The sequence below is a fragment of the Bradyrhizobium commune genome, from assembly GCF_015624505.1.
Lineage (GTDB): Bacteria > Pseudomonadota > Alphaproteobacteria > Rhizobiales > Xanthobacteraceae > Bradyrhizobium > Bradyrhizobium commune.
On the sequence record NZ_CP061379.1, the window covers coordinates 5457401 to 5483403 of the forward strand.

Genomic DNA, 26003 nt, shown 5'->3' on the forward strand with positions numbered 1-26003 from the left:
ATATTGACTTCGCCGGCCCATGCTTTTGACTGTCTCATCCCGCTTCGCAAGCCGCACCTCATACCGCGGCGCAAAATCCCCGACTGGATCAGACAACAAAGGCCCTTGAAATGACGCTGATGCAGGTCGAGCTGGACGACAAATACCGGCTCGAATCGAAGCGGATCTTCCTGTCCGGTACACAAGCCTTGGTCCGCCTGCCCATGTTGCAGCGCGAACGCGACCGGCTTCAGGGGCTCAACACCGGCGGCTTCATCTCGGGCTATCGCGGCTCCCCGCTCGGCATGTACGACCACGCGCTGTGGCGCGCGAAGTCGCACCTCCAGCAACACGACATCGCCTTCGTGCCTGGCCTGAACGAGGATCTGGCGGCGACCGCGGTCTGGGGCAGCCAGCAGGTCGGGCTGTTTCCCGGCGCCAGGGTCGATGGCGTGTTCGGCATCTGGTACGGCAAGGGCCCCGGCGTCGACCGTTCCGTCGATGCGCTCAAGCACGCCAATGCGGCCGGCACCTCGCTCAATGGCGGTGTGCTGGCGCTCGCCGGCGACGACCATGGCTGCCAGTCCTCCACGCTGGCGCATCAGAGCGAGCAGGTGTTCGCGGCAGCGTTGATCCCCGTGATCAATCCGGCCACCCTCCAGGACTATCTCGATCTCGGCCTCTACGGTTTTGCGCTGTCGCGCTTCTCCGGCTGCTGGGTCGGCTTCAAGGCGATCAGCGAGACCGTGGAAAGCTCCGCGTCCATCTACAGCGATCCAGAACGCATCCAGATCAGGCTGCCCGATGATTTCGAGATGCCGCCCGGCGGCCTCAACATCCGCTGGCCCGACCCGCCGCTGGAGGCCGAGCGGCGCCTGTTCGGCCCGAAAATGGCGGCGGTGCAGGCTTTTGCCCGCGCCAACCAGCTTGACCGTATCGTGCTGGATTCAAAGCCGGCGCGGCTCGGCATTGTCGCGACCGGCAAGGCCTATCTCGACCTCCGCCAGGCGCTCGCCGATCTCGGCATAACCGACAAGGACGCACAGGATCTGGGCTTGCGCATCTACAAGGTCGCGCTGACCTGGCCACTGGAGGAAAGCGGCGCGCGGCGCTTCGCCGAAGGGCTTCAGGACGTGCTGGTGGTCGAGGAGAAGCGCGGCTTCATCGAAGACCAGCTGATGCGAATCCTCTACAATGTCGATGCGTCGAAGCGCCCGACCGTCACGGGAAAACGCGATGAGAGCGGGGCGCCGCTGCTGCCGAGCGAAGGGGAGTTGACGCCGACCATCGTTGCGTCCGCGTTGGTGGCGCGCTTACGCAAGCTCGGCCATCACAGCCCGATGCTGGAGCAGCGGCTGGCGCGGCTCGAAGCCTTCGACAAACCCGTCACCACCAGCGCGCCGATCAAGCTGGCGCGCACGCCGTTCTTCTGCTCGGGCTGCCCGCACAACTCCTCGACCCGCGTGCCCGAAGGCAGCCGCGCGATGGCCGGCATCGGCTGCCACGGCATGGCCCTGAGCATGCCGACGCGCCGCACCGATCTGATCTCGCATATGGGCGCGGAGGGCGTGAACTGGATCGGCCAGTCGCCCTTCACGAACGAGAAGCACATTTTTCAGAATCTCGGCGATGGCACCTACACTCATTCCGGGCTTCTTGCCCTTCGTGCCGCGTCGGCCGCCGGCATCAATATCACCTACAAAATCCTCTACAACGACGCCGTTGCGATGACCGGGGGCCAGCCGGCCGAGGGCGGTTTCAACGTCGCGCAGATCGCGCGCCAGGTCTGGGCCGAAGGCGTCAAGCGCCTCGCGATCGTCTCGGACGATCCGACTAAGTACCCCAAGGGCAACTACTTCCCGCAAGGCGCGACCATCCATCACCGCCGCGAGCTCGATGCTGTGCAGCGCGAGCTGCGCGACATCAAAGGCCTGACGGTCGTCATCTACGACCAGACCTGCGCCGCGGAAAAGCGCCGCCGCCGCAAGCGCGGGCTCTATCCCGATCCCGCCAAGCGCGCCTTCATCAACGATCTCGTCTGCGAAGGCTGCGGAGATTGCTCGCAAGCCTCGAACTGCGTCTCAGTACAGCCACTGGAAACCGAGTTCGGCCGCAAACGCCAGATCGACCAGTCGAACTGCAACAAGGATTTTTCCTGCGTCGAGGGCTTTTGCCCGAGTTTTGTGACCGTGCATGGCGGTTCGCTGAAGCGCCTCAAGACCTCTTCGGTCGATTCCGGACAGCTGTTCGCCGACCTGCCGCTGCCGCCGGCGCGTGAGCTCGACGCGCCCTACAACATCCTCGTCACTGGCATCGGCGGCACAGGGGTCATCACCATCGGCGCGCTGCTCGGCATGGCAGCCCATGTTGACGGCCGCGGCTGCTCGGCGTTGGATTTTACCGGCCTGTCGCAGAAGAACGGCGCGGTGATGAGCCATGTCCGCATCGCACCGAAGCCGGAGGACATCTCCGCCGTCCGCATCGCCACCGGCGGCGCCGACGTGATCCTCGGCTGCGACATGGTCGTCTCGGCCGGCCCGTCCGCACTCAGCCGTGCCGAGCGGGGCGTGACCAAGGCCTATGTCAATGCCGACCTCCAGCCGACCGCGAGCTTTGTGCAAAACCCCGATCTCGATTTCGAGATGGGCACGATGCAAACGGTGCTGCGCGACGCCGTCGGCGACAAGAATCTCGACATCATCGACGCGACGGGCATTGCCGCGGCGCTGATGGGCGACAGCATCGCGACCAACCCCTTCATGCTCGGCTTCGCCTTCCAGAAGGGCACTATCCCGCTCTCGCTCGAAGCCCTGCTCCGTGCCATCGAGATCAACGGCGCCGCGATCGAGATGAACAAGCTCGCTTTCACCTGGGGGCGCCTCGCCGCCCACGACATGTCGCGGGTGCGCAGCGTGCTCCAGTTCAAGAGCCGGGCGTCCGCGCCGACAAGATCGCTCGACGACATCATCGCGACCCGCGCGGAGTTTTTGGCCGGCTATCAGGACAAGGCCTACGCAGATCGCTACCTCGCGGCCGTCGCCAAGGTGCGCAAGGCGGAGACCGCTGCCTTGCCCGCGTCCACAGAGCTAACCGAGGCGGTGGCCAAGAATCTGTTCAAGCTGATGTCCTACAAGGACGAGTACGAGGTCGCACGGCTCTATACTGATGGCAGCTTTGCCAAGAAGGTGTCCGAAAAATTCGACGGCAACTTCACACTGAAATACCACCTGGCTCCGCCGATCTTCGCGCAGCGCGACAAGACCACCGGGCATCTCAAGAAGAAGGAGTTCGGCGGCTGGATGATCCACGCGTTTCGCGTGCTCGCCATGCTGAAGTTCCTGCGCGGCGGAGCGTTCGATCCGTTCGGCCGTACCGAGGAACGCCGGATGGAGCGGAAGCTGGTCGCGGATTATCTCGGCATGATCGACCAGCGGACGGCCGGGCTGAAGGCGGAGCAGATCCCGCTGCTGGCAAGGCTCGCGCGCGTGCCCGAGACGATTCGCGGCTTCGGTCACGTCAAGGAAGCCAATATCAAGTTGGCGGCAGCGGAGAAAGCGCGACTGGAAGCGGAGCTGGAAAACAGCCGCTTCGCGGCAGCGGCGGAGTAGCGGGGAAAGCCCGAGTTCTCTCCACGTCATTGCGAGGAGCCCTTGCTGCGAAGCAATCCAGAATCCCTCCGCGGAGGCAGCCTGGATTGCTTCCTTCGCTCGCAATGACGGTGATTGTGGAGACGGCCCAGCGACAGTCAGATAGAGGCCGTTTCCGCACTCATCCCGGCCGCCACACCCTCCGCAAGATGCCGCCCAGCGATATACCCGAACGTCAGCGCCGGCCCGAGTGTGATCCCTGGCCCAGGATAGTTGCCGTTCATGATCGAGCCCATGTCATTGCCGCAGGCATAGAGCCCCGCGACCGGCGTGCCGTTCTCGCGCAACACGCGTGCCTGCGCATCCACTTTCATCCCAATGGCGGTGCCGAGATCGGCCGGATAGATCCGCATCGCGAAGAACGGCGCGCGGACGATGGGCGCGACGCAAGGGTTCGGCCTGTGAGCGGCATCGCCAAGGTGGCGCTGATAGATAGTGCTGCCGCGGCCGAATTCAGGATCGCGGCCCTCCTTTGCATCGGCGTTGTAATTTGCAACCGTCGCTGTGAGCGCGGGCGGCTTGATGCCGATCTTCGCCGCGAGCTGCGCGATGTCCGCCGCCTCGATCAATTCGCCGCTCGCGACATAGCGCAGAATGTTGCGCGTAAACGGCTTGATGCGGCCGACGCCGTAGCTCCACAGGAATTGCCGGTCGCAGATCAGATAGAACGGCGGTCCAGCTCGCCATTGCCGTTGCGGAGCATGGCAAACACGAACTCGTGGTAGGACAGCGCCTCGTTGACGAAGCGACGGCCGGCCGCGTTGACGGCAATCAGGCCGGGCTTGGCGCGGTCGGTGACCGTATGCGGGAAGACGCCTCGGCTGCCGTCGGCGCGGGTGAACAGCGAGGCCGGCACCCAATAGGCCGGACTCGTCGCATCGGCGTTGAGCGCAGCGCCGGCCGCGGTCGCGAGCCGAAGCCCGTCGCCGGTGCCGGACGTGCTGGTCGCCGAGACAAAGCCTACAGCCGGCGGAAAGAAACGTTTGCGCAAGGCCGGATCGTGCGAGAAGCCGCCGGTCGCCAGGACAACGCCACGGCGCGCGGCAATCAGGCGATCACGTGAGCCGTGGCGGATCACCACACCGCTGACGCGATCACCCTGCATCGAGAGATCCTCAACGTCAGTGCTGAAGAGGATCTCGACCTGCCGCGCCAGCAGTGAGGCGTATAGCCGTGCCGCGAGCGCATTGCCGAGATGCAGCGTCGTGCCGCGCGGCGAGCGAAGCCGCTGCAACGCGTATTCGGAGACGAGCCTGGCCGCGCGCAGGGTCGAGCGCAGCGATTTTCCGGCCTTGCGTAGATGCGGGATGTCGAGCCGGTTGACCATCATCCCGCCGAACAGCGTGAACTCCGGCAGCGGTGGCCGCAGCCGCGCGAAGTTTTTGCCCAGCCGCATGCCGTCGAAAGCAACCGGCTCCAGCACACGCCCGCCGGACGTCGCGCCCAGCCGTTCCGGATAATAATCGGGATATGCTTTCACAGGCTGGAGCCGCACCTCTGTCCTGTTCTCGAGATAGGCGACAGCCTCTGGCCCGCGCGCAAGGAAGGCGGCGCGCAGGCTGGCATTGGCGGGCTCGGGCACCGTGCTCGACAAATATTGAACGGCGTCAGCGACGCTGTCGGAGAGGCCCGCCTCTCTCATCTTGGGATTGGCGGGAATCCAGACCATGCCGCCGGACCAGGCGGTGGTGCCGCCGACAAAGGCGGTCTTCTCGATCAACAGCACGCGAAGGCCTTCGGCGGCGGCCACCGCCGCAGCCGTCATGCCGCCCGCGCCGGCACCGATGACAATGACGTCGTAGATCTCATGCGCCGGCATCATGCGGCGAGTTTCCCGGGACAAGGCATGACATCGTCATACCCCGCCTGGGGCGTCAGAGGCTAGCGCTGCGGCTTGCGCTCGATCGGATCGATGTCGATCGCCCGCAGGCGGCCAAGCCGCAGCACGTCCACGGCGAGCCGTCGGCCGATCCGGTCACGGTCGAGCACACGGATCAGGTCGTCGACCCCGTTGATCTCGACACCGTCGAGCCTGATCACGACATCGCCGGGCAGCAGGCCCGCTTTCGCTGCCGGGCCGTCCGGTTCGATCTGCGCCAGCAGCGCGCCCATCCTGTTCTCGACGCCGGCCAGCACAGCGTGCCGCCGCGGGACCGGCGCGGTCTGCCCGGCCACGCCGATGAAGGCGCGGCGGACGTAACCGTGGCGGATGATCTCAGACAGCACGAATTGCGCGGTGTTGCTGGCCACCGCGAAGCAGATGCCTTGCGCGCCGTTGATGATGGCGGTGTTGATGCCGATCACCTCGGCATTCGACGACACCAGCGGACCGCCGGAATTGCCGGGATTGAGTGCGGCATCGGTCTGGATCACGTCTTCGATGGTACGGCCGCTGACCGAACGGATCGAACGGCCCAGCGCCGAGACCACGCCCGCGGTCACGGTCGACTCGAAGCCGAGCGGATTGCCGATCGCAATCACGAGCTGGCCGCGGCGCAGGCTCTTGGAGTTGCCGAGCGCGGCATAGGGCAAGTCGCGCACGCCGTTGGCGCGCAGCAATGCCAGGTCGGTGTCCGGATCAACACCGAGCACCTGGGCGTCTCCAACATGGCCCTCGACATCCCGCAGCCGGATCTCCTTGGAGGAGCCGACCACATGGCTGTTGGTGAGCACGAGCCCGTCCGGCGAGATCACGATGCCCGAGCCGAGCCCACCGCGCTCGCGGCCGTTCGGCGTCTTTGGCCCGGTCTCGACGCGCACGACCGCGGGGCCGACGCGGTCGGTGACGTCGATCACGGCATTGGAATAGGCGTCCAGCAAGGTCCGGTCATCGACCGGAACAGCCGCCGCCGTTCGCGATGACGAACCGTCATCGGCGATATCTGAGGTAAAATCCAACATGGCAAGAGTCCTTGAGGCTCACACAGATGGTGGCCTGATCTCTCTCCCGCAAGTGGCCCACCGGGGGCAAGGCCGGACTGCCCAGGTAGCTAGGGCGCGCGCCGCAGCGTGCCTGACCTGGCCTTGACCGGATCGAGCAGCGACCAGTCGCCATCCGGCAGCACATAGCCCTTGGGGAACGGTGCGCGCAGCTCCAGCCCAAGCGATCGCAGCACGCGATCGTCGCGGTAGTAGCATTGCAAGACGACGCGGACGAGGGTCGCGGCGGCCGCGCCGCCGGTCGCTCGGAACTGCTGCGCCACTGCATCGCGCCTAGCGGCATCGAGCTCGGCAAGCGGTTGGCCTGCGAGCCGCGCCAGATGGTCCAGCGCCGCTGCCACCAATTTGGTGTCGCGGCCGAGCGTCGCAAGGATGTCTGCCTGGATCGCAGGATCGTCGGCGCCAGGCACCTTGTACTCGTCGCTGGTTGGAACGATCATCGCAGCAATGGTGCGAAGATCGCTGCATTGGACGCGTGTCAATTGACTGTCTGCGGACATGACGGCCTCAATCGAACAGATTGGCAAGGCGGCTTTTCATCTGATCAGCGATGTAGAGCGCAAGCGCCTGGATGGTGGACGTCGGATTCACGCCGCCCGAGGTGACGAAAATGCTGCCGTCGACGATGAAGAGGTTTTTCACGTCGTGCGCGCGGCCCCATTCATTGACGACGGACCTCTTGGCATCGGTGCCCATCCGCGCGGTACCGAGCAGGTGCCAGCCGCCCCACGGGATCGGCGAGTTAATGCAGATATCGGTCGCGCCTGCCATTTCCAAAACCTCGCGGCCGCGCGCGAGCGCATGGTCCATCATCTTCCGGCTGTTCTCAGAGATCGTGTAGTCGATCTTCGGCGCGGGAATGCCGTGGCTGTCCTTCAACACCGGATCAAGCGTGACCTGATTATGCTCCTCGGGCAGGTCCTCACAGATCGCGGAGAAGCCGAGCCTGTGGCCGTTGAGCTTGCGAAAAACGCGATGGTGGTCGGCGCCCCAGGGCAGAATGCCCTTCTGCTCGCTGACGACAGCCTCGAACACGGGACCTGCGCCACGCACGAACTGGACGCCGTAGCCGCGCACGAAGCCGCGCGACAGGTCCGTGTCGTACCACTCCTTGCTCCACAGGCAGGTCGGCGGTGCGCGGTTAGAGTCGGTCGGCTCCTTCACATAGCCGTAGATCTGCGCATAGGGATGGAACATCAGGTTCTTGCCGACGAGCCCCGACGAATTGGCAAGGCCGTTCGGAAAGCGGCTCGACTTCGAGTTGAGCAGCAGCCGCGGCGTGCCGACGCCATTGCAGGCGATGATCACGACATGAGCCGGCTGGAACTGCTCGACGCCGTCCTTGTCGTAATAGACCACGCCCGAGGCCATGCCGTTCTCGTCGGTGGTAATCTCCCGCACCCGGCAATGGGTGCGGAGCTCGACGCCGGCGCGGACCGCGTGCGGCCAATAGGTGATGTCGGTCGAGGACTTTGCGCCTTGCGCGCAGGCCGGCGTGCAATGGCCGAGATTGATGCAGCGCGCACGGCCCTCATAATCCATGGTCGCGACCGTCGTATCCGACGGCCACCAGTGCCAGCCGAGCTTGTTCATCGCCTTGCCGATGATGGCGCCGGACAATCCCATCGGCTGCTGCGGCATCGGCGGATGTGTCAGCGGCGACAGCGGATCGCCTGATAACCCCGACGTACCCATCATGCGGTCGTTCTCTTCGAAGAACGGGGTCAGCGCGTCGTAGTCGATCGGCCAGTCGTCGGCGACGCCGTCCAGCGTCTTCACCTTGAAATCGGAGGGATGCAGCCGCGGCCAGTGCGCGGTGTACATCACGGTCGAGCCGCCGACGGCATTATAGTTCACGACCTTGATCGGCGAATTGTCGTCATTGATCGGATAATCCTCGGGCCGGCCGCGGACGTTGGGGCTCGACGACCATTCGCCGTAGAACTTGGCCTCCCAGTCGCGGCCCGTGCTCGGATATTCCGCCGGGTTCATCCAGCCGCCCTGCTCCAGGCAGAGAATGTGCATCTTGGTCTCGGCCAGCGACCACGCGACCGCGGCGCCAGACGCGCCGGCGCCGATGATCAGGACGTCTACGGGATCGTTCATCGAGCTTCTTTCCTCCCGCCCTCGCCGCTTCCCGGGCGATTCGGCCACCACGACTTGCAAGGCCTGCAAACGATAGGATCAGAGCGACCAGCGAGTAAAGACACAGGTCCGGAATGTCGCACTTCGCCGGGCGCAGACCATTGGTGTTGCCACATCCGGATGCTAGGAACGACGGGAAAGAGCAATCCCAGCGAGACCGCATGTCCTTCCAGATTTCCTTTGCCGCCGCACGCGCTGTCGCGCTCGTCTTGTTTCTCGCTCTATCAGGAATTTGGACCCCGTCCGGACCAGCCTCGGCGCTGACCGCAGCTGCGACCGTCCGGGACGCCAACTCGATCCAGCTCGGTGACGTCACCTACCGGCTCGACGGCGTCGATGCGCCGGAGCTGGACCAGGTCTGCATCGACGACCACGCCGATCCCTGGACTTGCGGGATCGAGGCCCGCGAACAGCTCACCAAGCTCATCAACGGCAGATCCGTGCATTGCGACGACGTTGGCCCTGAGAAGAACTTTGGCAAGCGCCACCGCGCGATCTGCACGGCCGAGGGCGACAAGGTCACGTTGAACGAGCAGCTGGTGAAGCTCGGCTATGCCATCGCCCGCGAGCCGATCAAGGCCAACGTCAAGCCGGCGGCGGATGAGGCCAAGACGGCCTCGGCCGGGATCTGGAAGGGTTGTTTTGTTGGACCGCAAGAATTCCGCACCGGCAAGAAGGACGGCACGCTGCTGGGCGCCGCCTGCCGTTCCGACCGCGACAAGGAGATCCGCGCGGTGCTGTTTCCGGACGAGCTGACGGCGCCGCCAAGCTGCGCCATCAAGGGCAAGCTCGCGGTGCGCGCCCGCGTCACCGGCAATATCGGCATCTATCATTTGCGGGGCTGCCCGAGCTATGCCGCGACCTCGAAGCCGGACCGCTGGTTCTGCTCGGAGGACGACGCGCAGGCCTCCGGCTTCCGCAAGGCCTACAATTGCCGGCGGCCAAAGTGAACAATTGGTTCACGCAGCCGTGAGTGGTAGCCGGAGACAGTATTGATCCGGAATTGAACTCTAGCGCGAGTTGCCGCACTTATAAACGTGCGCACGCGCCTTGCGCGAGTGCATCCTTGGCAGCAATCCGGCTTCGGATTGTCCTTGCTCGGGCGTTTCCTCCCTAGACTTGGGCCGCTTGTCACACACAAGCGGCTCTTCTTTTTTGGACCGCGCTATCTGCGCTTTCCTGCTCGCGTTAGCGATGCATCGGCATGATCTGGTCCATCGGCGGCATATTCTGGTTGAGATGCGACATGATCCAGACCGTGCCGCCAACGACCAGAAACACGACCAGCAGCCCAAAGGCCAGCGCCAGCACGTTGTTGGTGTTATCCGGCCCCGTCGTGATGTGCAGGAAGAACACGAGATGCACGCCCATCTGCGCGATCGCCAGCACGATCAGCGCGACGGGAATCGACGGCTGCCAGACCAGATTGGTGCCGGCGATGAAGAACGAGGTCGCCGTCAGCAGCAGCGCGAGGCCAAGGCCAACCACGTAGCCGAGGATCCGTTCACCAACGGTATGCTGCTCTTCCTCGCCCGGCGCGAGGTCGTGCGCGGCCGGCACGTGCGTCTCGTCGCTCATACGCCACCTCCAAGCAGATAAACGACGGAAAAGACTCCAACCCAGATGATGTCAAGCGCGTGCCAGAACAGCGCAAAGCAGTACATCCGGCGCATGATGTCGGCGCGAAAGCCCTTGGCGAAGACCTGGGCCATCATGGTGAGGAGCCACAGCACGCCGGCGGAAACGTGCAGGCCGTGGCATCCGACCAGCGAGAAAAACGCGGTCAGGAACGCGCTGCGCGACGGGCCGTAGCCGCGCGCGACGAGATCGGCGAATTCGCGGAACTCGATGGCGAGGAAGATCAGCCCGAGCACGCAGGTCACGGTCATACCCAAGTAGAACCATAACCGGTTGCGCTCGTCGGCCGCAATGCTCGCCATGCCGCAGGTGAAGCTCGACAGCAGCAGGCAGACCGTCTCGATCGCGACATTGCGCTGCTCGAAAATCTCGGAGCCCTTCGGGCCATCGGCAGTCTGGCTGACCAGCACCGCATAGGCCGCAAAGAAGCAGGAGAACATCACGATGTCGGAGATCAGGAAGATCCAGAAACCGTACGCGGTCACGATGCGTTTCGGCGCAGGCCCGGGATGATCGACCACGAGTCCGATATGATGGGGATCGGCCTGGGCGTGGCCGGCTGTTGCGGTCATCGACATCAAATCGCTCCCGCCATGCTGACGAGGCTGCGCCGTTCCTCGAGATTGACGCGGTCGATCGCCGCGACGTCGGCGGCCGGGATGACGTATTCGTCGTGGTCACGCCAGGCGAACACGACGAAGGTCGCGAAGGCGCCGATGGCGCCCAGGATCACCATCCACCAGATGTGCCAGATCAGCGCAAAGCCCATCACGGTGGCGAAGAAGGCGCAGACGAAGCCGGTCGGCGAATTCCGAGGCATCTCGATATCATGATATTCGGGCACGGCATGGTCGAGCGCTTGCTGCTGGGCATGGATCTTCATGTCCCAATAGGCGTCCTCGCCGCGCACGTCTGGGTGGAAGGCGAAATTGAACACCGGCGGCGGTGACGAGGTCGCCCATTCCAGCGAGCGCCCGTCCCAGGGATCGCCTGTGCGGTCGCGCAAGGCCTCGCGATTGCGGATGCTCACGACGAGCTGCATGATCTGGCAGATCACGCCGATCGACAGCACCGCCATGCCGGCCGCCGCAACGAACATCCAGGGCCGCCACGCCGCGACATCGTAGTGCTGCATGCGCCGCGTCATGCCGAGCATGCCGGCGGCATAGAGCGGAACGAAGGTGACGTAAAATCCGAGGAAGGTGAACCAGAACGCGAGCTTGCCCCAGCGCTCGTCGAGGCGGAAGCCGAAGGCCTTCGGAAACCAATATTCGAAACCGGCAAAGGCGCCGAACAGGACGCCGCCGATGATGACGTTGTGGAAGTGCGCGACCAGGAACATGCTGTTATGGAGCATGAAGTCGGCCGGCGGCACTGCAACCAGCACGCCGGTCAGGCCGCCGATGATGAAGGTGACCATGAAGCCGACCGCCCACAGCATCGGCGTCGCGAAGCGGATGCGGCCGCCATACATCGTGAACAGCCAGTTGTAGATCTTCACCCCCGTCGGCACCGCGATGATCATGCTGGCGATGCCGAAGATGGCGTTGACATCGGGCCCCGCCCCCATCGTGAAAAAATGGTGCAGCCAGACCATGAAGGAGATGACGCAGATCGCCATGGTCGCGAGCACCATGGACCGATAGCCGAACAGCGCCTTGCCGGAGAAGGTCGAGACCACCTCGGAGAAGATACCGAAAGCGGGCAGCACGAGGATATAGACCTCCGGATGGCCCCACGCCCAGATCAGGTTCATGAACATCATCATGTTGCCGCCGGCTTCATTGGTGAAGAAATGAAAACCCAGATAGCGGTCGAGCAGCAGCATCGCGAGCGTGGCGGTGAGGATCGGGAACGCCGCAACGATCAGGAGATTCGAGGCGAGCGTGGTCCAGCAGAACATCGGCATACGCATATAATTCATGCCCTTGGTGCGCAGCTTCAGCACGGTGGTGACGAGATTGATGCCTGCGACCAGCGTCCCGATGCCGGAGATCTGAAGCGACCAGGCGTAATAATCGACGCCGACGCCGGGCGAATAGGACAATTCCGAGAGCGGCGGAAAGGCGAGCCAGCCGGTCCGCGCGAATTCGCCGACCACGAGCGAGACATTGACCAGCAGCGCCCCAGTCGCAGTCAGCCAGAAGCCGACCGAATTGAGCGTGGGGAAAGCGACGTCGCGCACGCCGAGCTGGAGCGGCACGACAAGGTTCATCAGCCCGATCACGAACGGCATCGCCACGAAGAAGATCATGATGGTGCCATGGGCCGAAAAGATCTGGTTGTAGTGCTCCGGCGGCAGAAAGCCATTTGCCTGGTAGGCGATCGCCTGCTGGACCCGCATCATGATCGCGTCGCTGCCGCCGCGCAGCAGCATGACCGAGGCCAGAAGCACATACATCACGCCGATACGCTTGTGATCGACGCTGGTGATCCATTCAGTCCAGAGATAAGGCAGATGCCCCTTGACTACGACCCAGAGCACCACCGCGAGGATGACCACGATCACGACACCGCCCGTGACAAGCGGGATCGGCTGGTCGAACGGAATCGCTGACCAATCGAGCTTACCGAGCATCATGGCCTCCACTGTGCGGCCGCCCGGCATCCGAGATCAGCTCCGGGCCGGGCCCGGGCGGAATGTGCTGGGTCGAGATCAGGTCGAACAGGCGGGGATCCTCGAGCCGGTAGCTCGACGGTCCCTTCGGCACGAATTGCTGCATCAGCTTCTTGTAGCTGTCCTCGTTCAGCACCGCATCGGTCTTCGCCGTGGCCGCCACCCAATCGGGAAAAGCGAGCGGCGACACCACATGAACGTCGAACATCATCTCGGGGAAACCGTCGCCGGAGAAATGCGCCGACAGCCCCTTGAGATCACCTTCATTGTCGGCGCGCAGGTTCAGCCGCGTGACCATGCCGTTCATGGTGTAGATCATGCTGCCGAGCTGCGGGATGAAGAACACGTTCATCACGCTCGACGATGTCAGCTGGAAGTTCAGCTCCGCGCCGGCCGGCACCGTCAACGTGTTGACCGTGGCGATGCGCTGGTCCGGATAGATGAAGAGCCATTTCCAGTCGAGCGAGACTGCTTGGATCCTGACCGGACTGCCTGTGCCAGGCACGGGGACCGCGGGATCGAGCTGGTGCGCGCCGATCCAGGCGACGCCGCCGAGCAGGATCACGGTGAGCGCGGGGATCGACCACACCACGATCTCGATCCGCCCGGAATGGACGAAGTCCGGCTGAAACTGCGCCTTCGGATTGGAGGCGCGAAACCAGAAGGCGAACGCCAGGATCGCGATGATGGTGGGCACCACGATCGTGAGCATGATGAAGACGGAATCGACCAGGATGGTGCTGTTGGCGGCAGCCACCGGCCCTTGTGGATCGAGCAGATTCATCGGCAAGCCACTGGCGATTAGGAAGCCCCAGGACGAGAGCGTAGCGCGAAAATACCTCCGCAACAAATGCAGTTGTGTGAAGGCGGTTCCGTAAGCGCACCCGGCCTTGCATGCGCAATCTCGCGTCGCGGCATGCAATTCCATGCGATGTCAATGACATCCGCGCGGGACAACCCGCCTTCTCACCTCCGCACTCCATTGCTAACTTGCACGAAAATTTCGGGATGGAACGACATGCAGGGCTCTGAGGACGATGCCGGCCTCGCCGGCAAGGTGGCGCTGATCAGCGGCGACGGTGCGGCGGGCAACGGCATCGGGAACGGCCGCGCCGCAGCAATCCTGCTGGCCCGTGCCGGCGCAAAAGTGCTGGCGGCCGACCGCGACCTCAAGCTTGCCGAACGTACGCTCGAGATGATCACGGCCGAGGGCGGAACGGCTGCAAGCCCCCGAACGCGAGTCACAAGAACACTAGCAAGAGGAAGCACTGTGATGGCCCGCCTGCCCTATCTCGAGGCCGACCAGGTCGCGCCCGAATATCGCGACATGCTCAAGCGCAACACCAATCTGCACAAGCTGCTGGTCAACTCTCCGGAGATGGCCCGTGCCTTTAACGGCATCGGCGGCTACATCCGCTTCAAAAGCAAGCTCGACCCGCGCCTGCGGGAGCTCGCGATCCTCCAGGTCGGCTGGATGGAGAAATCGGAATACGAGTTCACCCATCACGTGAAGATCGGCAAGGAGTTCGGCGTCACCGACGAGGACATCGCCGGCCTGATGGCCGAGACCGAGGGCAAGCCGTCGAAGCTCGAGCCGTTGACCAAGGCAATCCTGAAAGGCGCCCGCGAGATGGTGCGCCAGCTTGCGATGTCGGAGGCGACCTTCGCCGAGATCAAGCAGCATCTCTCCGACGAGCATATGGTCGATCTCGTTCTGACCATCGCCTTCTATTGCGGCGTGGTGCGCGTGCTCGCCACCATGAAGATCGACAACGAGCCATATTACAAAGAGGTACTCCAGCAGTACCCGATCCCGGGAGTGAATTGAGATGCGCCTGAAGGACAAGATCGCAATCGTCGTCGGCGCAGGCCAGAGCCCCGGCGAAGGCATGGGCAACGGCCGCGCCACCGCGCTCACCTTCGCGCGCGAGGGCGCGAAGGTGCTGTGCGTCGACCATCATCTGGAGTCGGCGCAGGAAACAGCCGCGATGATCGCCGAGAGGCAGGGCACGGCAGCGGCGTTCAAGGCCGACGTCACCAGGTCCGCCGACATCAAGGCGATGGTGGCCGACGCGCAGGTACGCTGGGGCCGGATCGACGTGCTGCACAACAATGTCGGTGTGAGTCTCGCCGGCGGCGATGCCGAATTACTTCAACTGACCGAGGAAGCGTTCGACCGCGTCGTCGCCATCAATCTGAAGAGCTGCATCCTGGCGGCGAAAGAGGTGATCCCGGTCATGCGCGCGCAAAAGGGCGGCGCGATCATCAACATCTCCTCGATGGCAGCGATCACCACCTACCCTTACGTCGCCTACAAGGCGACGAAATCGGCCATGATTGCCTTCACCGAACAGCTCGCCTACCAGAATGCCGAATACGGAATCCGCGCCAACGTCATCCTGCCCGGCCTGATGAACACGCCAATGGCGGTCGATACCCGCGCCCGCGAATGGCACAAGACCCGCGCCGAGGTCGAGGCCGAACGCGACAGCAAGGTGCCGCTGCGCAGGAAGATGGGTACCGGCTGGGATGTCGCCAATGCCGCGCTGTTCCTGGCGTCGGACGAGGCGAACTTCATCACCGGCGTGACGCTGCCGGTGGATGGCGGGGCGAGTGTGAGGAGGGGATAGCGACGCGGGCGCGCTGCCCCTTCTCCCCTTGTGAGCGAGGGTGCACTTTCGCTGCCGCGCGAGTCTAATGGGTCACCCGCCAGATCGTCCCGCCCGTATCCTCCGAGATCAGCAGCGCGCCGTCCTTGGCCACGGCGATCCCGACCGGCCGTCCCCACACCTGGGTGTCGTTGACGACGAAGCCGGTGACGAAGTCCTCGTATTCGCCGGTCGGTTTGCCCTCCTTCATCCTGATGCGGATCACCTTGTAGCCGGTGCGCTTCGATCGGTTCCAGGAGCCGTGCTCGGCGGCGAAGGCGTCGCCCTGATATTCGGAGGGAAACTGCGTGCCCTGGTAGAAGGTCATGCCGAGCGAGGCCGAATGCGGCTGCACCAGCACGTCCGGCACCGTCACCTTGTCCTTGAGGTCCGGCCGCGCGCCGGCATGGCGCGGGTCTTCGTTGCTGCCGATATAGAACCACGGCCAGCCGTAGAAGGCGCCCTCTTTCACGCTGGTCACATAGTCCGGCACGAGATCGTCGCCGAGACCATCGCGCTCGTTGGTCGAGCACCAGGGCAGGCCCGTCTGCGGCTGGATCGCGAGACCGACGCAGTTGCGGATGCCGGTGGCGTAGAGCTTGCGGTCCTTGCCGTCAGGGGCGAAGGCGAGCACGGCCGCGCGCTCGGCCTCGTAGCCCCAGGACGCGCCCACGGGCTGCGCCTTCGACCAGGCTTCGGGGCCGCCGGGCGGACTGCCCATGCCGTCGCCGACATTGCTGGCCGAGCCCACCGACACGAGCATCCGTTTGCCGTCCGGCGTGAACACGATGTCGCGGGTGGAATGGCCCGATCCCGCCGGCAGGCTTGCAACCGTATCCGCCTTGGCGGACGCCTTGAGATCGCCGGCGCGATAAGGAAAGCGGACCACGCCGCCGGTGTTGGCAACATAGACCCATTGCGGATTGTCGCCGTTCGGGAAGAACGCGATGCCGAAGGGACGGTTGAGCCCGCTGGCAAAGACCTCGTTGGTAACAACCTTGCCATCCTCCCCGAGACGCAGCACGCGAATGCGCCCCGGCGAAGTCTCCGCAACGAAAATGTCGCCGTTCGGCGCGACACGCAGCACGCGCGCGTCGGCGAGGCCATCAGCAAGCAGCTCGATCTTGAATCCCGGGGGAACCAACGGTGTGGCGCTGCCACGAGACGTGACGCGCGTGGGATTGGAGACCGACGGCGAAGCCCCGGGCTTCGGCAGGTCCTCCGGGCGGATCAGCCTGACGGTGCCGGGCTTGTCGGCCTGCCAGCTGCCATAGGCGTCCTTGCCTTGCAGCACCGGCTCGGCTTGCGCGGCGGCGCAGGCTGCCACGAGCCATGCGGGCGCCAACATGCGCGAAACACGTATCTTCACGTCGCCTTCCTCCCGGACTTTTCTGCTAAATCCCACGTCAGCTCATGCCCGCACGATGTGCATTTCGTGTAACCCATCGTACTGGAAAACAACGCGGATCGGTGCGACACATTGTAAGGGCACGGCCGCCGGTTGCGGTCATCAAAGCTGCGGCACCGATGTCGCGATTGATGGGGTGATCATGTGGGGATCGATCGTATCGGAATGGGCAAGCCTGCTGCTGCGCTGGCTGCATGTGGTGGCGGCGATCGGCTGGATCGGCAGTTCCTTCTACTTCATCCATCTCGACCTCAGCCTGAAGCCGAAATCTGACCTGCCGGACGGCGTGCAGGGCGAGGCCTGGCAGGTCCACGGCGGCGGCTTCTACCGGATCATGAAATATCTGGTCGCGCCAAGCCAGATGCCGGAGGAGCTGACCTGGTTCAAATGGGAGGCCTACACCACCTGGTTGTCCGGCTTCGCGCTGATGGTGGTGGTTTATTATCTCGAGGCCGATCTGTTCCTGGTCGACAAGTCGATCCTCGACCTCACGCCATTCCAGGCTGGGCTGTTCAGCTTCTCCAGCCTTGCGCTCGCATGGCTGCTTTACGAGGTCGCCTGCCGCACCGGGCTCGCCCAGCGCGAGCTGCCCTTTGCGATCGGCGGCTATCTGTTCCTGGTCGCATTGACCTACGCCTTCACGCACGTGCTGAGCGGCCGCGGCGCCTTCAACCAGATCGCGGCGCTGATCGGCACCATCATGGTCGCCAACGTCTTTGCGGTGATCATTCCGAACCAGAAGAAGATCGTGGCGGCGCTGGTCGCAGGACAGGCGCCGGATCCGAAGCTCGGCAAGACCAGCAAGGAGCGCTCGGTCCACAACAACTACCTGACGCTCCCAGTCGTCGTGCTGATGATCAGCAACCACTATCCCCTGCTCTATGCCACCCGCTTCAACTGGATCATCGTCGCGATCATCCTGGCGCTCGGCCCCGTGATCCGCCACTTCTTCAACGAGCGGCATGCCGGGAACAAATCGCCCTGGTGGGTGTGGGGCGTGGCCGCGATGGGCGTGATCGCCATCCTCTTCCTGTCCGCCGCCGGTCCGCGCGAGGTCAAGACGGGCGCACTGCCGACGCCGGTCACGGTCGCCAATGTCGAGGAGATCGTGATGTCCCGTTGCAGCATGTGCCATGCGGCGGAGCCGGTCTGGGAGGGCATCATCACCGCGCCGAAGGGCATCTTGCTCGATGCGCCCGAGCACATCCATCGCAACATCCGCCTGATCGGCCGCGTGGCGGCCTGGTCCACCGCGATGCCGCCGGGCAACATCACGGAAATGACCAGCGAGGAGCGCGGCGTCCTCGCCGCCTATCTCAGCGGGCAGGATCGCTGACGCCATCGACGGTACGCGTCGACGATGCCTTTCGCGGAATGAAATTCCGCATCTCCCGCCGATTTGAAAATGACTCGATCGCCTATCCGGCGTAGATAGGGACAACGGCCGTTCGCGCCGTCCAGATCAGTTTGCATTGTTGCGGGGAAAGAGCAGTGGCCCTCAAGAACGTCATCGGGATCGACCACGCCGTGGTCATGGTGAAGGACCTCGACAAGGCCGCCGAGAACTACCGGCAGCTCGGTTTCACCCTCTCGCCGCGCGGCACCCACAGCGCGCATATGGGCACCGGCAACTACACCATCATGTTCGACCCCGACTATATGGAGCTGCTCGGCGTGCTGGTGGCGACCGAGCACAATGCGCCGGCACGCGCCTTCGTCGACCGGCAAGGCGAAGGCATCGAGCGCATTGCCTTCACAGCGGTCGATTCCGCCGCCGGCGCCGAGGAGATCCGCGCACGCGGCCTGGTGCCCATCGGCCCGACCGATTTCGAGCGGCCGGTGACGCTACCGAACGGCACGGTCTCCGCGGCAAAATTCCGCACATTCATGTGGCCCACTGCGGAAGCACCCGGCGGCGTGCGCATCTTTGCCTGCCAACACAAGACCCGCGAGACGGTGTGGATTCCTGAATTGATGACACACGCCAATGCGGCGAAGCGCATCAAGCAGGTGCTGATCGCAACGTCGGAGCCCGCAAACGAAGCCGCGCATCTGGCGCGGCTGATCGATCGCGAGCCGAAGGCGGAGGCCGACGGAGCAGTGACGGTGACATCCGGCGGCGACCGCGCCGACTTTGTCTACCTAACGCTCGACCAACTGGCCAAGCGCTATCCCGGCGTGCCGCTCGCCGGCCTCTCCGGTCGCGGCGGCGCAGCGCTGGTGCTCGTCAGCGGCGATCTCGCCGCGACCGAGAAGGCGCTTGGTTCGGCCGGTGTTCGCAGTGGCTCCGCGATCTGCGTGCCGCCGGCGAAGGCCAACGGCACCCTGCTCGCCTTCGTTGCCGGCTGATTTGAGCTGATTTCAGCGTTCCACGTCTCTCTGCGATCCCCGTAGATCCGCGGAGCCACGACGCATTTTCGGCTTGCGGGAACACCGTACTAACACCGGCCACGCGTCGGAATCGCAGCTTTGCCGCAATTGCGGTTAAGCAGTCGTTGTCACCGGCGCACGCGCTGGCCGTTCCCCCACAGTTCGAGGACTTTTCCCGAGATGCGATTTCTCGTCGCAGCTTGCGCTGCGTTCCTGATTCTGATGTGCGACACCGGCTCGTCGCCGTCCTGGCAAGTCTCGCAGTTCGACCGCGCCATGCCCAAGGCCGATCGCGCGCCATCGCTGGTTCCGATCGTCGAGCTGTTTCTCGCAAGCGTGCAGGCGATCGAGCTCGCGAATGCGCGGGCGTCGTATGAGACAATCGAGCCGGCGCAAGCGATCGAGCCCGCGCCGCGCGGCCCGACCTCACCGACTGAACAATTCTGCCACGCGCTCAGAGAGGCCGCAGAAGCCAGCGGCATTCCCGTGCCGTTCTTCGCGCGCCTGCTCTGGCAAGAGAGCCGTTTCCGCTCCAACGAAGTCAGCCAGGCCGGCGCGCAAGGCGTCGCGCAGTTCATGCCGGAGACAGCCGCCGAAGTCGGGCTCGACGATCCCTTCGATGCCATGAAGGCCCTGCCCGCGTCGGCAAAATTCCTGCGCAAGCTCCGCGACGACTTTGGCAATCTCGGCCTCGCCGCAGCCGCTTACAACGCAGGTCCCGGCCGCATCCAGAAATGGCTCGCCAGAGAAAGCGAGCTGCCGCGTGAGACACGCGACTATGTCCGCATCATCACCGGCACCAAGGCGGAAGACTGGATCGAGCGTTCTGAAGCGCTGGCGATCCGGATCGACCTGCCCCGCGAAGCGCCTTGCGAGGGTGTCGGCAGCCTCTCCAAAACGAGAGACGTCGCCTGGGTACCCGTGAACCTGACACCGTCAGTTATCACCATCATGCGCAAGGCCGAGCAGCTGGCGGCGCGGCTGACGGCCAATCGGGCGCGCAAGCGGTTCGTGTCCTTGCTCCGGAAGAACGGCTCGGCCCATGGCAAGGCGCGCAGCATGATCGCGGCCCGCGCGACGAAGGGCGCAAGGGCCCACGCCATCCGGATCGCGGGGCGCGAGCGTTCCTCCAGCTAGCTCACACCGGCTTCTCGTCGTCGGTGACCGGCGAGGTCACCACCAGGAACACGAGATCGGTCAGGCCGGAATTCGAGATCGCGTGCTCGACGCCGGGCGGCAGGAAAATCACGTCGTGCTTGCGCACGACATGGTTCTTGCCCGCGATCTCCATCAGTCCCTCGCCGTCGAGCACGTGATAGACCTGCTCCTGCACCTTGTGATGATGCCGCGCCACATAGGCCATCGGCTGGTACATCGAGATGCGGTAATCGATCCGGCGCGAGCCCGCGGTTTCCGGCATCACCAGCGGCTTCGACAGCGCGCCGCCAAAGTGGTTCGGGAATTCGCGCCAGGGCACTTCCGCAATGTTGCGGATGAAGGCGCCGCCAGTCTCCTCGGCCATGATCGTGCTCCCTAGTTCACCAGCGCGCCGCCGTCGATATAGACGATCGAGCCGGTGGCAAAGCCGTTGCTCATGAAGCTCGCGATCTGCTGGGCGATGTCCTCGGCCATGCCGACGCGACCGACCGGCAGCGCAGCCGCCGCCTTGGCCAGCATCTCCTTGCGCGCCGCTTCCGGCATCGCGGCCCGGATCGGCGTGTCGATCACGCCAGGCGACACCGCATTGACGCGCACCGGCGCAAGCTCGAGCGCCAGCGCGCGGGCGAGCGATTCCAGTGCACCATTCGCCGCGCTGATGATCGCCGAGTTCGGCCGCGGCCGCACGCTGAGGAAGCCGGTGACCAGTGTCAGCGAACCACCGGGCCGGATCTCGGCCTCGCGCGCAACGCGCCAGGCGCCCCAGAACTTGCCTTCCATCGTGGCGCGCACATCGTCCATCGCCACCGTCTTGAACGGCCCGGTGCGCAGCTGCGCGGCCGTCAGCACCACGTGATCGACAGGGCCGGTGCGGCGAAACAGGTCAGCGACACTCTGATCGTTGGTGACGTCGGTCGGAATCGCCGTCACCTTCAATCGCTCGGCGATCGGATCGAGTTTGACCGCGCTGCGCGAGGCGATGACAACGTCGGCGCCTTGCGCCTTGGCAAGCTCCGCCGCGGCAAGGCCGATACCTGAGGAGCCGCCTATCACAACCACCTTCTTGCCTGCGAGCGCCATTCCGATCTCCCCTATGTTTATTGTTGATTTGCGAGGTCGCGCGATCAGCCCGGCTGGAAGCGCGTGCCGATGCCGGCCTTGCTCTGGCCGAGACCAGGCAGTTCCCAGACGCCGGCGCCGGAGGGATTGACGTCGGCGGCGATGTCGACGTCGATCAGATAGGGCCTGTTGGCGGCGATGCCCTTGCGGATCGCCTCGCCAAGATCTCCGGCGCGATCGACCCGCACGCCCTCGACGCCGCAGGACCGCGCCATCGCCGCAAAATCGGGATTGTAGCGCTCGCCCGTCTCCGGATGCTTGAAGTCGGTCGCAAGCTCGCGGCCACCGAGATAGCCGCGCTGGAGGCCGCGGATCGAGGCATACGCATAATTGTTCCAGACCACCCAGACCACGGGCAGATTGTACTCGACCGCGGTGCCGAGCACGTTGGCGTGCATGAAGAAGGCGCCATCGCCGCACACGGACACGCAGGGACGATCGGGTGCGGCGAACTTCGCGCCCATCACGCCGGCGACGCCAAAGCCCATGGGGCCGAACCCCATCGAGCCGATCAGCGAATCCGGCCGCTTCGGCTTGCAGAAGCCGAGCAGCCAATTGTGATGCACACCGATGTCGGAGACGAGGATCGCGTTCTCCGGCAGCGCCTTGTCGATCTCGGCGGCCGCGCGCTGCGGATTGATTGGCGTCGTATCGTCGGAGAAACCGGGCGCGACGAACTTGTCCCACTCCTTGCGATAGCCGTCGATCTGCGCCAGCCATTTCTTGCGGGCGTCTTCCTTCTTGGTGAGGCTGACGCGGCGATCGAGCTCGGCGTGGATCTGCCGCAGGAAGGTGCGGACGTCGGCCATCAGCCCGAGCGCGACCGGATAGTTGCGGCCGATCTCCTCGGGATCGATGTCGACGTGGATCAGCCTGGTCGGCGGGATCGTGAAGGAATATCCGGGGATCCACGAGCTCGAGGTGCGGTCGTCGAAGCGGACGCCGAGCGCGAGCAGAACGTCAGCCTGACGCGTTGCGTGATTGGCCTGGTAGTGGCCGGCGCGCGCGACAAGACCGAGCGCGAGCGGATGATTGACGTCGAGCGCGCCGAGGCCGCTTGCGGACGCCGCCACAGGAATCTGAAGCCGCTCGGCGAGCTTGCGCAGTTCTTCCGCCGCGCCGCCATAGCGCACGCCCTGCCCGACCAGCATCACCGGCCGCTCGGCCGCAAGCAGCATGTCGACGGCTTTCTCCACGCCCTCCGGATCAGCACCGCAGCGGCTGGAAATATTCGCGCTCCACTCGATCGCCTTCGGCGCCTCTTCCGCCGCAGATTCCATGAAGACGTCGAAGGGCACGTCGACCACCACGGGGCCGGGCCGCCCTGTCACCATGGTCTTCCAGGCCTGCCGCACCGCGAGCGGCACCATCTCGCCGCGGGTCGGCTGGAACACCTTCTTGCACATCGTGCGCACGGTTGACGGGAAGTCGGCCTGATAGTGCCGGTACATCTCCTGGAACGCGCCGCGGTTGAACTGGCTGGTCGGCACATTGCCGGTGATCGCCATGAACGGCACGGAATCGAGGAAGGCGTTGGCCAGCGAGATCGGCAGGTTCGCCGAGCCCGGCCCGCAGGACGTGAAGGTCGCGGTCGGCCTGCCGGAGACACGGTAATAGACATCAGCCATGAAGCCGGCGACGCTCTCGTGATGCACGGAGATGGTCTTGATTTCGGAGGAGCGCTCGTACAGCGCGTCGATGAACTGGATGTTGCCGTGGCCGCACAGCCCGAACACCTGCGGCACGTTCTCCTGGATCAGATAATCGACAATGACCTGGGCGCCATTGAGCATGTTCTTCGACATCAACCCGTCTCCCTCTCGGGCCCCTCGACTTCTTCTGTACCGATGCGGGGAACGCGGCCGGTCATCATTGGGCCGCGGGCACACTATTTCTCATAATGCTGTACGTCAATTTATATTGTGATAGTCTATTGCCTTGAGGGAACGCAGAGCTCCGCGCCGACGGCCGCGCTTGATGCGTGCTACTGTCGCAAGAACGGAGCCACGACGATTCACCAGAGAGGGCCTTGTCCTTGAGATCGCGCACCAAGCCCACCACCGGCGAGAAGCCCGCAAGCCCGCGCAAGCCCGCGATTGCCAAGCTGGTCCCTGCTCCGAAAGCCGATGGCGACGATGACGCCGACGACAAGCAACGCGGCGGCGGCGTGCAGTCGCTGGGGCGCGCCTTCTCGATTCTCGAAGAAGTGGCGCGGCATCGCGAAGGCATCGGGCTCGCCGAGCTGAGCAAGCTCGTCGGTCTGCACAACTCGACCACCTTTCATCTCGCCAAGACGCTGGTCTCGCTCGGCTACCTCCGCCAGGAGAAGGACAACAAGCGTTACCGCGTCGGCCGCCCCCTGTTTGCGCTCGCGGCATCCGCGCTCGACGAGATCGAGATGGTCAATGTCGCAACGCCGGTACTGGAGGAACTATCGCGCCAGACCGGTGAAAGCAGCCATTTTGCCGTGCGGATGGGCGATGCGGTTGTCGTGATCGCCCGCACCAGCGGGCCCGGCGCGTTCCAGCTGACCGATCGCGTCGGCGTGGTGCGGCCGGCCCATTGCACCGCGCTCGGCAAGATCATTCTGGCCTCGCTGCGCCCCGAGCAGCTGAAGCGGTTCATCGAGCGGGTGGAACTAAAGCCGTCGACGCCGAAATCGATCAGCGACGTCGGCGCACTGACGCGCGAAATCGCCGAGGTGCAGCGCACCGGCGTCGCCTTCGACGACGGCGAGTTCAACATGGAGGTGCGCTGCGTCGCCGTGCCCGTGACCGATTTCACCGGCCAGGTGATCGGCGCGCTCGGCATTTCCGGCCCGATCTGGCGGCTCTCCAACCAAGCCCTGCACGCCAGCGCTCAGGTCGTGCAGGCCGCGGCCGACCACCTGTCGGCCGAATTCGGCGCGAAGCACAGGGGGCTCGCGCAAAAGGCGTAAGACGCGCGCAAGCGGCGATTTTGCCGGTTGACACCGGCAGCGCCGTTCGGGATTATCCTCCAGCATTAAAAGAACGTCTCTCACAATATCGAATACTCGATCTTGAAGGGAGGCACGCGATGCACCCGGGAGGAGACAGACATGATCCGCTACCCACGACGGACGTTGTTGAAGGCGGGCGCCGCCTTCGTTGGCGCATCGGCACTCGGGTTTCCGGCGATCGTCAGGGCGCAGGCCGAGAAGATCCGGATCGGGCACCTGACGCCGCTGACCGGCTTCCTCGGCGTGATCGGCAGCTACGCGCAGCTGGGTGCGAAGCTCGCGGCCGAAGAGATCAACGCGTCGGGTGGCATCCTCGGAAAGCCAATCGATCTGCTCTCGGAAGACTCAATCAATCCGGCGACCGCCGCCACCAAGGCGCAGCGCATGCTGGAGCAGGACGGCGCGGTGGTGCTGCTCGGTGAAATCTCCTCAGCGTCCTCGCTTACCATCATGCAGGTCGCCGAGCGCAACAAGAAGGTGTTCTTCTCGACCGGCGCGCGCTCGGACGCGCTGCGCGGCAAGAACTGCAACAAATACTCGTTCCACTGCGACATCCCGAACACCGTGATGGTCAACGCGGTCGGCACCGCGCTGTCGCAGAAGGGCATGGTGAAGGGCAAGAAGTTCTTCACGCTCACGGCCGACTACATCTTCGGCCACGATTTGCTGAAGGCCGCAAAGGTGTTCTTCGGCGCGCATGATGCGAACCTGATCGGCGACGAGCTGATCGCAACCGACGTCACCGATTTCAGCCCCTATCTCCTGAAGGTACGCCAGGCCAAGCCTGACGTGGTGTGCTGCAATCTCGCCGGCAACCAGGTGACGAATCTCGTCAAGCAATATGCCGAGTTCGGCTTCCCCTACCCGCTGGTCGGCTTCAACCTCAACACCGGCGACGCCTGGGCCGCGGGCCCGGGCAATCTCAGCGGCACCTGGCCGACGGTCTGGTATCACACGCTGGACAATCCGGCGTCGCAGGCTTTCGTCGCGGCCTTCAGCAAGAAATACGGCAAGCCGCCGGAGAACCACGCCTGGATCGACTACGTCACGCTGAAGCTTCTGGCGGAGGAGATCAACACCACGAAATCGACCGACAGTGCTGAGCTGATCGCCTATTTCGAGAAGCAGGCGCAGTTCGACATTGGCAAGGCGCGCAAGGCCTATTTCCGCGCCTGGGATCACCAGCTGGTGCAGGAGGCCTACCCGTTCACCGTCAAGCCGAAAGACCAGATGAAGGACCAGTGGGACATGCTGGTGCTCGGCGATGCCGTGCCGGCGGCGAACGATCCGCTCGAGACGATCTATCCGACCAAGGACCAGAACCCCTGCGAGATGAAGGCCTGACGCAGGTAGC

The 26003-nt window shown here is 64.4% G+C and carries 20 protein-coding genes and 1 pseudogene; 9 read left to right on the forward strand and 12 right to left on the reverse strand.

Annotated elements, in window-relative coordinates; all coding sequences use genetic code 11:
• Positions 1 to 110 precede the first annotated feature (110 nt).
• Positions 111 to 3587: an indolepyruvate ferredoxin oxidoreductase family protein gene (locus IC761_RS25650; RefSeq protein ID WP_195799471.1), complete on the forward strand. Its 3477-nt coding sequence runs from the start codon at positions 111 to 113 to the stop codon at positions 3585 to 3587.
• 137 nt (positions 3588 to 3724) lie between these two features.
• Here the strand turns inward: IC761_RS25650 and IC761_RS25655 are convergent.
• From IC761_RS25655 to IC761_RS25670, 4 genes and pseudogenes are all read right to left on the reverse strand, one after another.
• Positions 3725 to 5448: pseudogene (locus tag IC761_RS25655) on the reverse strand (FAD-dependent oxidoreductase).
• A 59-nt stretch (positions 5449 to 5507) separates the two neighbouring features.
• Positions 5508 to 6527 (reverse strand): S1C family serine protease, encoded by a 1020-nt coding sequence (locus IC761_RS25660; protein ID WP_195799472.1) that lies wholly within the window; start codon positions 6525 to 6527, stop codon positions 5508 to 5510.
• A gap of 89 nt (positions 6528 to 6616) precedes the next feature.
• On the reverse strand, positions 6617 to 7066 hold the full coding sequence (locus IC761_RS25665; RefSeq protein WP_195799473.1) for a hypothetical protein: 450 nt from the start codon (positions 7064 to 7066) through the stop codon (positions 6617 to 6619).
• Between the two features lie 7 nt (positions 7067 to 7073).
• Entirely contained in the window at positions 7074 to 8672 is a 1599-nt protein-coding gene (locus tag IC761_RS25670; RefSeq protein WP_195799474.1) for a GMC family oxidoreductase, read from the reverse strand.
• A gap of 200 nt (positions 8673 to 8872) precedes the next feature.
• On the opposite strand from IC761_RS25670, the gene IC761_RS25675 reads away from it, so the two are divergent.
• Entirely contained in the window at positions 8873 to 9661 is a 789-nt protein-coding gene (locus tag IC761_RS25675; protein ID WP_195799475.1) for a thermonuclease family protein, read from the forward strand.
• A 238-nt stretch (positions 9662 to 9899) separates the two neighbouring features.
• Here IC761_RS25675 and cyoD read toward each other — a convergent pair whose 3' ends face one another.
• The 4 genes from cyoD to IC761_RS25695 are packed head-to-tail and all read right to left on the reverse strand — an operon-like array spanning position 9900 to position 13750.
• Positions 9900 to 10289: a cytochrome o ubiquinol oxidase subunit IV gene (cyoD, locus tag IC761_RS25680; RefSeq protein WP_195799476.1), complete on the reverse strand. Its 390-nt coding sequence runs from the start codon at positions 10287 to 10289 to the stop codon at positions 9900 to 9902.
• Positions 10286 to 10927: a cytochrome (ubi)quinol oxidase subunit III gene (locus tag IC761_RS25685; RefSeq protein ID WP_195799477.1), complete on the reverse strand. Its 642-nt coding sequence runs from the start codon at positions 10925 to 10927 to the stop codon at positions 10286 to 10288. The genes cyoD and IC761_RS25685 overlap by 4 nt, the downstream gene beginning before the upstream one ends.
• Complete coding sequence (cyoB, locus tag IC761_RS25690; protein ID WP_195804770.1) at positions 10927 to 12927, reverse strand: cytochrome o ubiquinol oxidase subunit I; 2001 nt, start codon at positions 12925 to 12927, stop codon at positions 10927 to 10929. Before cyoB ends, IC761_RS25685 begins: the two co-directional genes overlap by 1 nt.
• On the reverse strand, positions 12917 to 13750 hold the full coding sequence (locus IC761_RS25695; protein ID WP_195799478.1) for a cytochrome ubiquinol oxidase subunit II family protein: 834 nt from the start codon (positions 13748 to 13750) through the stop codon (positions 12917 to 12919). The genes cyoB and IC761_RS25695 overlap by 11 nt, the downstream gene beginning before the upstream one ends.
• A 234-nt stretch (positions 13751 to 13984) precedes the next feature.
• Here IC761_RS25695 and IC761_RS25705 point away from each other — a divergent pair, with 234 nt between their 5' ends.
• Together IC761_RS25705 and IC761_RS25710 are read left to right on the forward strand one after the other, a co-directional pair.
• Positions 13985 to 14794: a carboxymuconolactone decarboxylase family protein gene (locus IC761_RS25705; protein WP_246791314.1), complete on the forward strand. Its 810-nt coding sequence runs from the start codon at positions 13985 to 13987 to the stop codon at positions 14792 to 14794.
• 1 nt (position 14795) lies between these two features.
• Positions 14796 to 15596 (forward strand): SDR family NAD(P)-dependent oxidoreductase, encoded by an 801-nt coding sequence (locus IC761_RS25710; protein WP_195799479.1) that lies wholly within the window; start codon positions 14796 to 14798, stop codon positions 15594 to 15596.
• Positions 15597 to 15660: 64 nt separating this feature from the next.
• Here the strand turns inward: IC761_RS25710 and IC761_RS25715 are convergent, their stop codons facing one another.
• Positions 15661 to 16962, reverse strand: coding sequence for a PQQ-dependent sugar dehydrogenase (locus tag IC761_RS25715; protein ID WP_195804772.1), 1302 nt, complete (start codon positions 16960 to 16962; stop codon positions 15661 to 15663).
• A 202-nt stretch (positions 16963 to 17164) separates the two neighbouring features.
• On the opposite strand from IC761_RS25715, the gene IC761_RS25720 reads away from it, so the two are divergent.
• The 3 genes from IC761_RS25720 to IC761_RS25730 all read left to right on the forward strand — a co-directional run bounded on the left by IC761_RS25720 (position 17165) and on the right by IC761_RS25730 (position 20529).
• On the forward strand, positions 17165 to 18358 hold the full coding sequence (locus tag IC761_RS25720) for a urate hydroxylase PuuD (protein ID WP_195799480.1): 1194 nt from the start codon (positions 17165 to 17167) through the stop codon (positions 18356 to 18358).
• A gap of 155 nt (positions 18359 to 18513) precedes the next feature.
• On the forward strand, positions 18514 to 19371 hold the full coding sequence (locus tag IC761_RS25725) for a VOC family protein (protein WP_195799481.1): 858 nt from the start codon (positions 18514 to 18516) through the stop codon (positions 19369 to 19371).
• A 201-nt stretch (positions 19372 to 19572) separates the two neighbouring features.
• Positions 19573 to 20529, forward strand: a complete 957-nt coding sequence (locus IC761_RS25730) for a lytic transglycosylase domain-containing protein (RefSeq protein ID WP_195799482.1) — start codon at positions 19573 to 19575, stop codon at positions 20527 to 20529.
• Position 20530: 1 nt separating this feature from the next.
• On the opposite strand, the gene IC761_RS25735 is transcribed toward IC761_RS25730, so the two are convergent.
• From IC761_RS25735 to IC761_RS25745, 3 genes are read right to left on the reverse strand one after another with little or no spacing between them, the layout of a single operon-like run.
• Positions 20531 to 20914 carry a cupin domain-containing protein gene (locus IC761_RS25735; RefSeq protein WP_195799483.1) on the reverse strand — a complete coding sequence of 128 codons (384 nt, stop codon included), beginning with the start codon at positions 20912 to 20914 and terminating at the stop codon, positions 20531 to 20533.
• An 11-nt stretch (positions 20915 to 20925) separates the two neighbouring features.
• On the reverse strand, positions 20926 to 21630 hold the full coding sequence (locus IC761_RS25740; protein ID WP_195799484.1) for an SDR family oxidoreductase: 705 nt from the start codon (positions 21628 to 21630) through the stop codon (positions 20926 to 20928).
• Between the two features lie 44 nt (positions 21631 to 21674).
• Positions 21675 to 23474, reverse strand: a complete 1800-nt coding sequence (locus IC761_RS25745; protein WP_195799485.1) for a thiamine pyrophosphate-binding protein — start codon at positions 23472 to 23474, stop codon at positions 21675 to 21677.
• A 224-nt stretch (positions 23475 to 23698) separates the two neighbouring features.
• Between IC761_RS25745 and IC761_RS25750 the strand changes: the two genes are divergently transcribed.
• Together IC761_RS25750 and IC761_RS25755 are read left to right on the forward strand one after the other, a co-directional pair.
• On the forward strand, positions 23699 to 24607 hold the full coding sequence (locus tag IC761_RS25750; RefSeq protein WP_195799486.1) for an IclR family transcriptional regulator: 909 nt from the start codon (positions 23699 to 23701) through the stop codon (positions 24605 to 24607).
• 141 nt (positions 24608 to 24748) lie between these two features.
• A complete protein-coding gene (locus IC761_RS25755) occupies positions 24749 to 25993 on the forward strand; it encodes an ABC transporter substrate-binding protein (RefSeq protein WP_195799487.1) in 1245 nt (414 codons plus the stop codon).
• The last annotated feature ends 10 nt before the right edge of the window (positions 25994 to 26003 follow it).

Bases quoted from the DNA above. Each gene is read 5' to 3' on its own strand.
- IC761_RS25650 (WP_195799471.1), top strand. From the start codon at position 111: ATGACGCTGATGCAGGTCGAGCTGGACGACAAATACCGGCTCGAATCG.
- IC761_RS25660 (WP_195799472.1), bottom strand. From the start codon at position 6,527: ATGTTGGATTTTACCTCAGATATCGCCGATGACGGTTCGTCATCGCGA.
- IC761_RS25665 (WP_195799473.1), bottom strand. From the start codon at position 7,066: ATGTCCGCAGACAGTCAATTGACACGCGTCCAATGCAGCGATCTTCGC.
- IC761_RS25670 (WP_195799474.1), bottom strand. From the start codon at position 8,672: ATGAACGATCCCGTAGACGTCCTGATCATCGGCGCCGGCGCGTCTGGC.
- IC761_RS25675 (WP_195799475.1), top strand. From the start codon at position 8,873: ATGTCCTTCCAGATTTCCTTTGCCGCCGCACGCGCTGTCGCGCTCGTC.
- cyoD (WP_195799476.1), bottom strand. From the start codon at position 10,289: ATGAGCGACGAGACGCACGTGCCGGCCGCGCACGACCTCGCGCCGGGC.
- IC761_RS25685 (WP_195799477.1), bottom strand. From the start codon at position 10,927: ATGTCGATGACCGCAACAGCCGGCCACGCCCAGGCCGATCCCCATCAT.
- cyoB (WP_195804770.1), bottom strand. From the start codon at position 12,927: ATGCTCGGTAAGCTCGATTGGTCAGCGATTCCGTTCGACCAGCCGATC.
- IC761_RS25695 (WP_195799478.1), bottom strand. From the start codon at position 13,750: ATGAATCTGCTCGATCCACAAGGGCCGGTGGCTGCCGCCAACAGCACC.
- IC761_RS25705 (WP_246791314.1), top strand. From the start codon at position 13,985: ATGCAGGGCTCTGAGGACGATGCCGGCCTCGCCGGCAAGGTGGCGCTG.
- IC761_RS25710 (WP_195799479.1), top strand. From the start codon at position 14,796: ATGCGCCTGAAGGACAAGATCGCAATCGTCGTCGGCGCAGGCCAGAGC.
- IC761_RS25715 (WP_195804772.1), bottom strand. From the start codon at position 16,962: ATGTTGGCGCCCGCATGGCTCGTGGCAGCCTGCGCCGCCGCGCAAGCC.
- IC761_RS25720 (WP_195799480.1), top strand. From the start codon at position 17,165: ATGTGGGGATCGATCGTATCGGAATGGGCAAGCCTGCTGCTGCGCTGG.
- IC761_RS25730 (WP_195799482.1), top strand. From the start codon at position 19,573: ATGCGATTTCTCGTCGCAGCTTGCGCTGCGTTCCTGATTCTGATGTGC.
- IC761_RS25735 (WP_195799483.1), bottom strand. From the start codon at position 20,914: ATGGCCGAGGAGACTGGCGGCGCCTTCATCCGCAACATTGCGGAAGTG.
- IC761_RS25740 (WP_195799484.1), bottom strand. From the start codon at position 21,630: ATGGCGCTCGCAGGCAAGAAGGTGGTTGTGATAGGCGGCTCCTCAGGT.
- IC761_RS25745 (WP_195799485.1), bottom strand. From the start codon at position 23,474: ATGTCGAAGAACATGCTCAATGGCGCCCAGGTCATTGTCGATTATCTG.
- IC761_RS25755 (WP_195799487.1), top strand. From the start codon at position 24,749: ATGATCCGCTACCCACGACGGACGTTGTTGAAGGCGGGCGCCGCCTTC.